Annotated in this window: 8 protein-coding genes and 1 pseudogene; all 9 read right to left on the bottom strand. The window is 69.6% G+C overall.

The genetic code is table 11. The annotated features are described in order from the left end of the window. Positions 1-210: 210 nt before the first annotated feature. The gene (locus tag VE172_RS01620; RefSeq protein ID WP_324796194.1) at positions 211-1,107 is read right to left on the bottom strand and encodes a LysR family transcriptional regulator; all 897 of its coding nucleotides are present in this window, start codon (positions 1,105-1,107) and stop codon (positions 211-213) included. Between the two features lie 92 nt (positions 1,108-1,199). Next, positions 1,200-2,381, bottom strand: a complete 1,182-nt coding sequence (locus VE172_RS01615) for an SPFH domain-containing protein (RefSeq protein WP_349258221.1) — start codon at positions 2,379-2,381, stop codon at positions 1,200-1,202. A 59-nt stretch (positions 2,382-2,440) separates the two neighbouring features. Continuing rightward, positions 2,441-2,875, bottom strand: a complete 435-nt coding sequence (locus VE172_RS01610) for an NfeD family protein (RefSeq protein WP_324796190.1) — start codon at positions 2,873-2,875, stop codon at positions 2,441-2,443. Positions 2,876-2,956: 81 nt separating this feature from the next. Continuing rightward, complete coding sequence (locus VE172_RS01605) at positions 2,957-3,727, bottom strand: hypothetical protein (RefSeq protein WP_324796188.1); 771 nt, start codon at positions 3,725-3,727, stop codon at positions 2,957-2,959. A 15-nt stretch (positions 3,728-3,742) separates the two neighbouring features. After that, a complete protein-coding gene (locus tag VE172_RS01600) occupies positions 3,743-4,774 on the bottom strand; it encodes a ferrochelatase (RefSeq protein WP_324796186.1) in 1,032 nt (343 codons plus the stop codon). Positions 4,775-4,834: 60 nt separating this feature from the next. Further along, entirely contained in the window at positions 4,835-5,617 is a 783-nt protein-coding gene (gene fabI / locus VE172_RS01595) for an enoyl-ACP reductase FabI (RefSeq protein WP_324796184.1), read from the bottom strand. Between the two features lie 42 nt (positions 5,618-5,659). Next, on the bottom strand, positions 5,660-6,364 hold the full coding sequence (gene fabG / locus VE172_RS01590; protein ID WP_324796181.1) for a 3-oxoacyl-ACP reductase FabG: 705 nt from the start codon (positions 6,362-6,364) through the stop codon (positions 5,660-5,662). A gap of 78 nt (positions 6,365-6,442) precedes the next feature. Next, positions 6,443-7,393, bottom strand: coding sequence for a VWA domain-containing protein (locus VE172_RS01585; protein ID WP_324796179.1), 951 nt, complete (start codon positions 7,391-7,393; stop codon positions 6,443-6,445). After that, positions 7,390-7,625 (bottom strand): annotated as a pseudogene (locus VE172_RS01580) (DUF58 domain-containing protein); the annotation flags it as partial. The pseudogene VE172_RS01580 and the gene VE172_RS01585, both read right to left, overlap by 4 nt.

The following is a 7,625-nucleotide window of genomic DNA, read 5'->3' as shown; positions in this document are numbered from 1 at the left end:
GGGCGTGATGCCCGCGGCGGTCGCGGCCACGGCCGCGGCGACGGCGCGCACGGGGTTCGAAGCGGCCGTCGGCGCGGCGGCGGGACGGGCGGATGGGTTCGCGATGGTGGTCAACGGGGCTCCCGAGGAGAGAACGGCTGGTCCCCTCCAGACAACCGCCGCGAGGCTCGGTCGTCCAAGACCGCTTGACTAGGGCGGCATAGGCGGAACCTATACCCCCCGCTCGTCGGCCTTGACGGCCCGCACCGCCGCGATGAACTTGTGACCCAGCGGGCCGAGATGACGCCGATGGTAGGCGACCGCCCAGCGCATCATGAAGTCCACATCGGATATCGGCCGCCACGTGAGGTCGTCGAGACCGTGAAACCACCGCTGCTGGGTGACGGGTATCCCGAGCCCGCCCCGCGCGAGGTCCATTGTGGTGGTTATCGAGTCAGATTCCCGTTCGACGATGGGATCCGCCCCCGCCCGCCGCACCGCTGCCTCGAAGGCGACCACCAGGTCGGGGTTCCATTCCCGGGGGACGGTCACCAGCTCGCGCCCCGTCAGCTGTCTGGCGGGCACCGCCGCGTACGCCGCCAGCGGGTCGTCGACGCGCAGCAGCAGGCCCGCGGGTTCCTCGCGGATGACGACGGTGGCGATGTCGGGATGGTCGGCGGGCAGCCGCGTGAACCCCGCGTCCACCTGGCGCGCCACCAGCCTCTCCACCAGCTTCGGGGTGTGCAGGCTGCTGGTGGAGACCTTCACGTCGGGGCATTGCCGCCGAAAACGCGACACCGCCCTCACCAGCCAGTCATCGGGAATGAACGGCGCGGTGCCGATCCTCAACTCCCCCGTCGCCCCGTCGCGCACCTCCTCGACGACCCGCTCAAATGCCGTCGCCTTCGCCAGTACCTTCCGCGCCGCCTCGGCCAGCGTCACCCCCGCGTCGGTGAGCCGCACCCCGGTGGCCTCCCGCACGAACAGCTCCACGCGCAGGCTCCGCTCCAGGGCCCGAATCTGCTGGCTCAACGACGGCTGCGCGATCCGCAACCCCGCCGCGGCCCGCCCGATGTTCCCCGCGTCGGCCACCGCCACGAAATACCTCAACTGCCGCAGCTCCACCACGCCGCCACGCTACCCGCGCCGCCCGGGCCGCGGCGTGGGCGCGCGCGAAGGGGCGGACAGGCATCGCTGTCCGCCCCTTCAGGGTCGTTCGGTCACACCGCCGGCGGTTGGTCAGGTCCCAGCGGGCCCGCGGGCGGCGGGGCGGGCGGCGGGTTGAGAACCTGGTTGGCCGCGTCGGCGGCCGTGTACGGCGCCGGCGGAACGGGCGGCACCGGCGGCGTGGCCTCGATGGCCTGGGTGTCGCCGGTGTCGTCCGTCTTGCGCTTGCCGATGCGGGTGGTGGAGTCGGCATCCTCGCCCGTGATGGTGTCCGCGGGCTCGGTGGGCACCACGACATCGGGGACGTCGACCTCCCCGAAGTCCACATCGGAGGCTTCGGCGGACTCCTCGTCCTCTTCGGACGACGTCATCGCCGACGACACCGCGTCGGCCAGCGACGAGGCGGGGGACGACGACGAGCCGCCGCCCATGGCCCCGCCGAACGCGTCCAGCGCGCGGGTGAGCTCGGCGGGGATCACCCAGATCTTGTTGGACTGACCCGCGGCGATCTGCGGCAGGGTCTGAAGGTACTGGTAGGCCAGCAACTTCTCGTCCGGGTTCGACTTGTGGATCGCGCGGAAGACCTGCTCGATCGCCTTGGACTGACCGTCGGCCTGCAGGATGCGGGCCTGCCGATCGCCCTGCGCCCGCAGCACCGCGGCCTGCTGCTCACCCTGCGCCGTGAGCACCTGCGACGCCTTGACGCCCTCGGCGTTGAGGATCGCGGCGCGCTTGTCGCGCTCGGCGCGCATCTGCTTCTCCATGGACTCGCGCACGCTGGGCGGCGGGTCGATGGCCTTGATCTCGACGCGGGTGACCTTGATGCCCCACTGGCCCGTGGCCTCGTCCAGCACGCTGCGCAGCGCGGAGTTGATGCTGTCGCGGCTGGTGAGCGCCTGCTCCAGATCCATGGAGCCCACCACGTTGCGCAGCGTGGTGACGGTGAGCTGCTCGACGCCCTGCAGGTAGTTGGCGATGGCGTAGGTGGCGCGCACCGAGTCGGTGACCATGTAGTAGATCACCGTGTCGATCGACACCACCAGGTTGTCGGAGGTGATGACGGGCTGCGGCGGAAAGCTGACCACCTGCTCGCGTTTGTCCACTCGCGAGCGCACCGAGTCCAGGATGGGTACCAGGAAGCTCAGACCGGGCGTCAGGGTCTTGGCGTACTTACCCAAACGCTCCACAATGTATTCCTGCTGCTGCGGGACGATTCGCACCATCTTGAACAGCATGATGAGGAAGAACAACCCCACCAGGCACAACAGGACGATCAGGACGACCTGACCTCCACTCACGACTGCCTCCAAACCATCGCGGTCGCGCCGCGAATCTCTACGATGTTCACATCTTCTCCTGGTTCCAGAATCTGGTCGCCGTCATAACTGCGGGCCGACCATTCCTGACCCTCTATCTTGATCAGACCGTGATGACGATCGACCCGTTCCAGCACCACCGCCGTGGCCCCCTCCAGCGCGCGGGCGCCGAACTCGACGCCGGGCCCGGCGCGGTTGTCGCGGAGCCGCCGGGCGTAGGGGCGCACCCCCACCAGCGCCAGCGTCGACACCACCACGAACACCAGCCCCTGAATCGGCAGCGGCGCGCCCAGGGCGGCCGCCAGGGCCGCTCCCGCAGCGCCCCCCGCCAACATGAGCAGCACGAACGTCAGGCTGGCCATCTCGGCTATGCCGAGAATGATGGCCGCCGCGAGCCAGATGATCCACGCCACCACTCAAGCCTGTCACAATCCCCCGCCGCGCGCGTCACGCGAGTGTCTCAATTGAGCCCGTTCGATGTGTCGGGCGGGCCTCTAACCTAGTCGAGCGTGGCAAGCGGCACCTATGGCTTGTCTACAAGCGGCGGCCAGCGGGCGCAGCGCGTCCAGCCGCGCCGCGGCCTCGGCCGCCGTGACCGCCCCGCCCATCGCGTCGGATTCGGCGACGGCGACGACGCGGTTGAGCAGCAGCGCGCGGGCGTAGAGGCGGCGGGCGCGGGGGTCGAAACCGGGCGGCAGGTCGGGGGCCTGGGGCTTGCGGGCCTGCCCGAGGGCGCGGCCCAGATCGGGGTTCCAGGACGCGACGTCCATATCGGTCAGCCGCTTGGTGGCGTCGTGCAGGGCCTCGGTGAGCGCCAGGTCGGCCTCGCCGACGCCGACGTCCGCCACGGGCAGCGGCGGATCGTCCAAAGTGTATAGCCTCCAGGTGACGGTCTCGAAGTCGTCGCCGGAGCCGGAGGTGTGCTCGCGGTGCTCGGGCACCAGGCCGTGTACGCCCGCCACCACCGCTTCGCCCGCCGTGAGCCCCGCCGCGGCGAACGGCCCGCTCACCGGCAGGCCCCGCGCGTCGCCGGGCACCGCCAGCACCAGCCGGATCTCGTGGCACGGCACCGACGACAACCGCGCCAGCCCGTTGGGCAGCGAGGTGCCCAGGGCCTCGGTCTCGCCGAGCACGACCTGCTCGACCCCGGACATCCAGCCCGAGGTCAGCGCCGTGACCACCTCGTCAAGGGAGGTCAGGCCCGCGCGCCACGCCCGCAACCACGGCACCAGGCGCGCCGCCAGCAACACCGCCGCCGAATCCATCGTCTTGGCGGTTCGTCAGCGGCCCATGCCCGGTGGGCGACGCGCCGGGCAGCAGCCATCGTCGTTGGGGTTCCACAGCGGCAGCTTGCCGAGCCGCTTGACGGCCACGCCGTCGGTGCGCTCGGCCGCCAGCTCGCGCACCATCGTCACCACGCGCCCGTCCAGGCCGGGCGTGGCGGAACGGTGCAGGGTCATGCCGAGACCCTGGGCGGTCTGCATCGCCTCGGTGTCCAGGTCCCACAGCACCTCCATGTGGTCGGACAGGAAACCCACCGGGCACACCACGACCGAGGCGACCCCCTCGGCGGCCAGCGCCTTGAGGTGGTCGTTGATGTCGGGCTCCAGCCACTGTGAGCCGGGCGGCCCCGAGCGCGACTGCCACACGATGTCGTACGGCAGGTCGGTCTTGGCGGCCTCGACCACCAGCGACGCCGCCTCGGCGACCTGGTCGGTGTAGCGGGCTCCGGCCGGACCCGACACGTCGTTCATGACCGTGGGGATCGAGTGCGCGGTGAACAGGATGCGGGTGTGCCCGGCCGAGGACTCCGGGACGTTGCGCAGGGCCACGGCGAGATTGTCCGCGAAGGGCTGGATGAAGCCGGGGTGGTCGAAGAAGTGCCGGATCTTGTCGATCACCGGGGCCGAGGCGCCCACGGCGGCCCGCGCCGCCGACAGGTCCTCCAGGTACTGGCGGCACGACGAGTACGAGCCGTACGCGCTGGTGGTGAACGCCAGGGCGCGCTTCACCCCGTCGCTTTCCATCTGCTGCACGGCGTCGACCAGCATCGGCGGCCAGTTGCGGTTGCCCCAGTACACCGGCAGGTTCACGTTGTGCGCGGCGAATTCCTGGCGCAGCGCCGCCACCAGGGAGCGGCACCATTCGTTGATCGGCGACATGCCGCCGAAGTGGTAGTAGTGCTCGGCCACCTCGGTCAATCTCTCCTCGGTGACTCCCCGGCCGCGCGTCACGTTACGCAGAAACGGCAGCACGTCGGAGGGGTTTTCGGGGCCACCGAAGGAAACGAGGAGCAATGCGTCGTAGTTCATCAGTTCTAAACAATCCCGGAAGTTGTGAAGTTGTTTCCCACCAGCAAGGATGACCGACGCTCACGATTCGGCGACCGGTACCCCGATCGCGTGGAAGCCGCCATCCACGTGAACGACCTCGCCGGTCGTCGCCGGGAACCAGTCCGACATCAACAACAGTGCCGCCTTGGCCACCGGCGTGGAATCGGTGAGGCTCCATCCCAGCGGCGCGCGCTCCTGCCAGGCGGTCTCGAACTGGTCGAAACCGGGGATGGACTTGGCTGCCATGGTGCGCTGCGGGCCCGCGGCGACCAGATTCACCCGGATTCCCTTGGGGCCTAGATCACGTGCCAGGTAGCGGGTCACCGACTCCAGTGTCGCCTTGGAGGCGCCCATCCAGTCGTACACCGGCCAGGCCTGCGCGGCGTCGAAGTCCATGCCGACGATGCCGCCGCCGTTTTCCATCAGCGGCAGGCACGCCACCGCCAGCGACTTCAGCGAGAACGCCGACACCTGCAGCGCCGTGGCCACGTCTTCCCAAGGGGCGGTGAGGAACCCGCCGCCCAGCGCCGAGGGCGGGGCATAGGCGATCGAGTGCAACACACCGTCCACCGTGGGCACATGTTCCCGGACCCGTTCGGCCAGGGAGTCCAGGTGTTCGTCGTTGGTGACGTCGAGCTCGAGCACCGGGACGGGCTTGGGGAGGCGCGCGGCGATCCGGTTGACCAGCGACAGCCGCCCGAAACCGGTCAGCACCACCTCGGCGCCCTGTTCCTGCGCGAGCTTCGCCACGGCGAATCCCAGGGACTGCTCCGTGATGACACCGGTGATCAGCAGGCGTTTTCCGTCCAGCAACCCTGTCATGCGGTCTCCTTGTATCGACTGTGATGTGTTGTTGACGCCGGGCTAATGGCCCATCCCGAGTCCACCGTCGACCGGGATCACGGCGCCGGTGATGTAGCTGGCGGCGTCGGAGGCCAGCCAGCAGGTTGCCGCCGCGACCTCCTCGGGGGTGGCGAAGCGCCCGGCGGGGATCGCCTTGGCGTAGGCCTCGCGCTGCGCGGCGTCGAGTTCGGCGGTCATGTCGGTCTCGACGAACCCCGGCGCCACCACGTTGGCGGTGATGTTGCGGCTGCCCAGCTCCCGGGTGATGGAGCGGGCCAGGCCGACCAGCCCGGCCTTGCTGGCGGCGTAGTTGGTCTGTCCGGCGTTGCCGTACAGGCCGGTGACCGAGGAGATGAAGACGATGCGCCCGAACTTGGCGCGCAGCATCTTGGACGAGGCCCGCTTGACGCAGCGCCAGGCGCCGGTGAGGTTGGTGTCGACGACGCTGGTGAACTGCTCCTCCTTCATGCGCAGCAGCAGCGTGTCGTCGGTGATGCCGGCGTTGGCCACCAGCACCTCGACGGGGCCGAGTTCGGCCTCCACGGCCGTGAAGGCGGCGTCCACCGCGCCCGAGTCGGTGATGTCGCACGGGACGCCGAACAGGCCGTCGGGGGCGCCGCTTCCCCGGTGCGTCACGGCGACGCGGTCGCCCTGCTTGGCGAAGGCCCGCGCGATGGACAGGCCGATCCCGCGATTGCCCCCGGTAACCAGCACGGTGCGCGCCACGTCAACTCCTCGTCCTGCTCGGTGTAATTCGTACGCATGGTACGCGGGGCCTTGACCAGGCTCGCGATACGGGTGGGATCAGGGCACCCTCGAAGTCCACATAAGACTCAAGAAGACCGCGGCGAATCCCAGGATCAGTGCGATGCCGATGAACCACTGCGCGATCTCGACGGCGACCGTGCGGTGACCGATCGACGAACCCATGTCCTTGTAAACGTCCTTCAGGTCGCTTATGGACGCCGCCTCGTAGAACTTGCCTCCGGTGGTCTTCGCCGTCTGGGACAGGGTTTCGCGGTCCACGGGGACCTCGGTGGTCTCGCCGTCGATGTTGACGGTTCCCTGGTCGGTGCCGAAGGCGATTGTGGACACCGGAACCTTGGCGTCCTTGGCCGCCTTGGCGCCGTCCTCCACCAGCCGCCCGGAGGTGCGGTACCCGTCCGACAGCAACAGGATCCGGGCCGGGGCTGGCTCGTTGGAGCCGTCGGGCGGCACCGACTGGATGGCCTGCAGCGAGGAGAAGACCGCCTCGCCCAGCGCCGTGGAGCGGTCCAGCTCCATGCCCTTGATGGCCGACTTCACCTGGTTGCGGTCCTTTGTGGGCGAAACCGCGACGTTGGCGGCCTTGGAGAACGTGACCAGGCCCAGGTTGTACTGCTGCGGCAGCTCGTCGACGAACTGCAGGGACGCCTTCTTCATCGCCTCGAAGCGGGTCGGCGAGACGTCCTTGGCCTGCATGGACAGCGAGGCGTCCAGCGCCAGCACCACGGTGGCCCGCTCGGTGGGCTGCTTGGTGTCGATGGCCGGGCGCGCCATGCCCGTGGACATCACCAGCAGCCCCGCCAGGAGGATCGCGGCGGGCAGGTGCTTGCGCCAACCCGGCCCCTTGGCGGAGATCTTCGCCAAAAGCTCGATGTTGGAGAACCGCACCGCGTAGGAGCGCTTGCGCACCACGGCCCACACGTACAGGCCGATGAGCGCGAGAACGGGGATGACGGCCAACAGCCACCACGGTTCCAGATAACGGATCAACGGGTGGTTCCTCTCGTACGAGCGTGACGTTGCGACGCGACGAAGCGCACGATGTCGCGCAGCCAGTCGGAGTCGGTGGACAGCCGCAGCCGGGCGGCGCCGGCGCGGCGCAGCCCCGCCGCGATCTCGGCGCGCTGCACCTGCGCGGCGTGGGCGTAGCGGCGCCGAAACGCCGCGTCATGGGTCTGGATCTCCATGGCCGCACCGGTCTCGGGGTCCTGGAGTTCCAGCA

The organism is Stackebrandtia sp. (assembly GCF_035643755.1).
Classification (GTDB): Bacteria; Actinomycetota; Actinomycetes; order Mycobacteriales; family Micromonosporaceae; genus Stackebrandtia.
Note: the sequence above shows the minus strand (reverse complement) of the source record. Positions and strands in the feature narration are given on the sequence as shown.

What these genes read in the sequence shown, in the direction of transcription:
- VE172_RS01615 (WP_349258221.1), bottom strand. Translation starts at nt 2,381, where the DNA reads ATGCTGTTCAAGATGGTGCGAATCGTCCCGCAGCAGCAGGAATACATT.
- VE172_RS01605 (WP_324796188.1), bottom strand. Translation starts at nt 3,727, where the DNA reads ATGGATTCGGCGGCGGTGTTGCTGGCGGCGCGCCTGGTGCCGTGGTTG.
- VE172_RS01600 (WP_324796186.1), bottom strand. Translation starts at nt 4,774, where the DNA reads ATGAACTACGACGCATTGCTCCTCGTTTCCTTCGGTGGCCCCGAAAAC.
- fabI (WP_324796184.1), bottom strand. Translation starts at nt 5,617, where the DNA reads ATGACAGGGTTGCTGGACGGAAAACGCCTGCTGATCACCGGTGTCATC.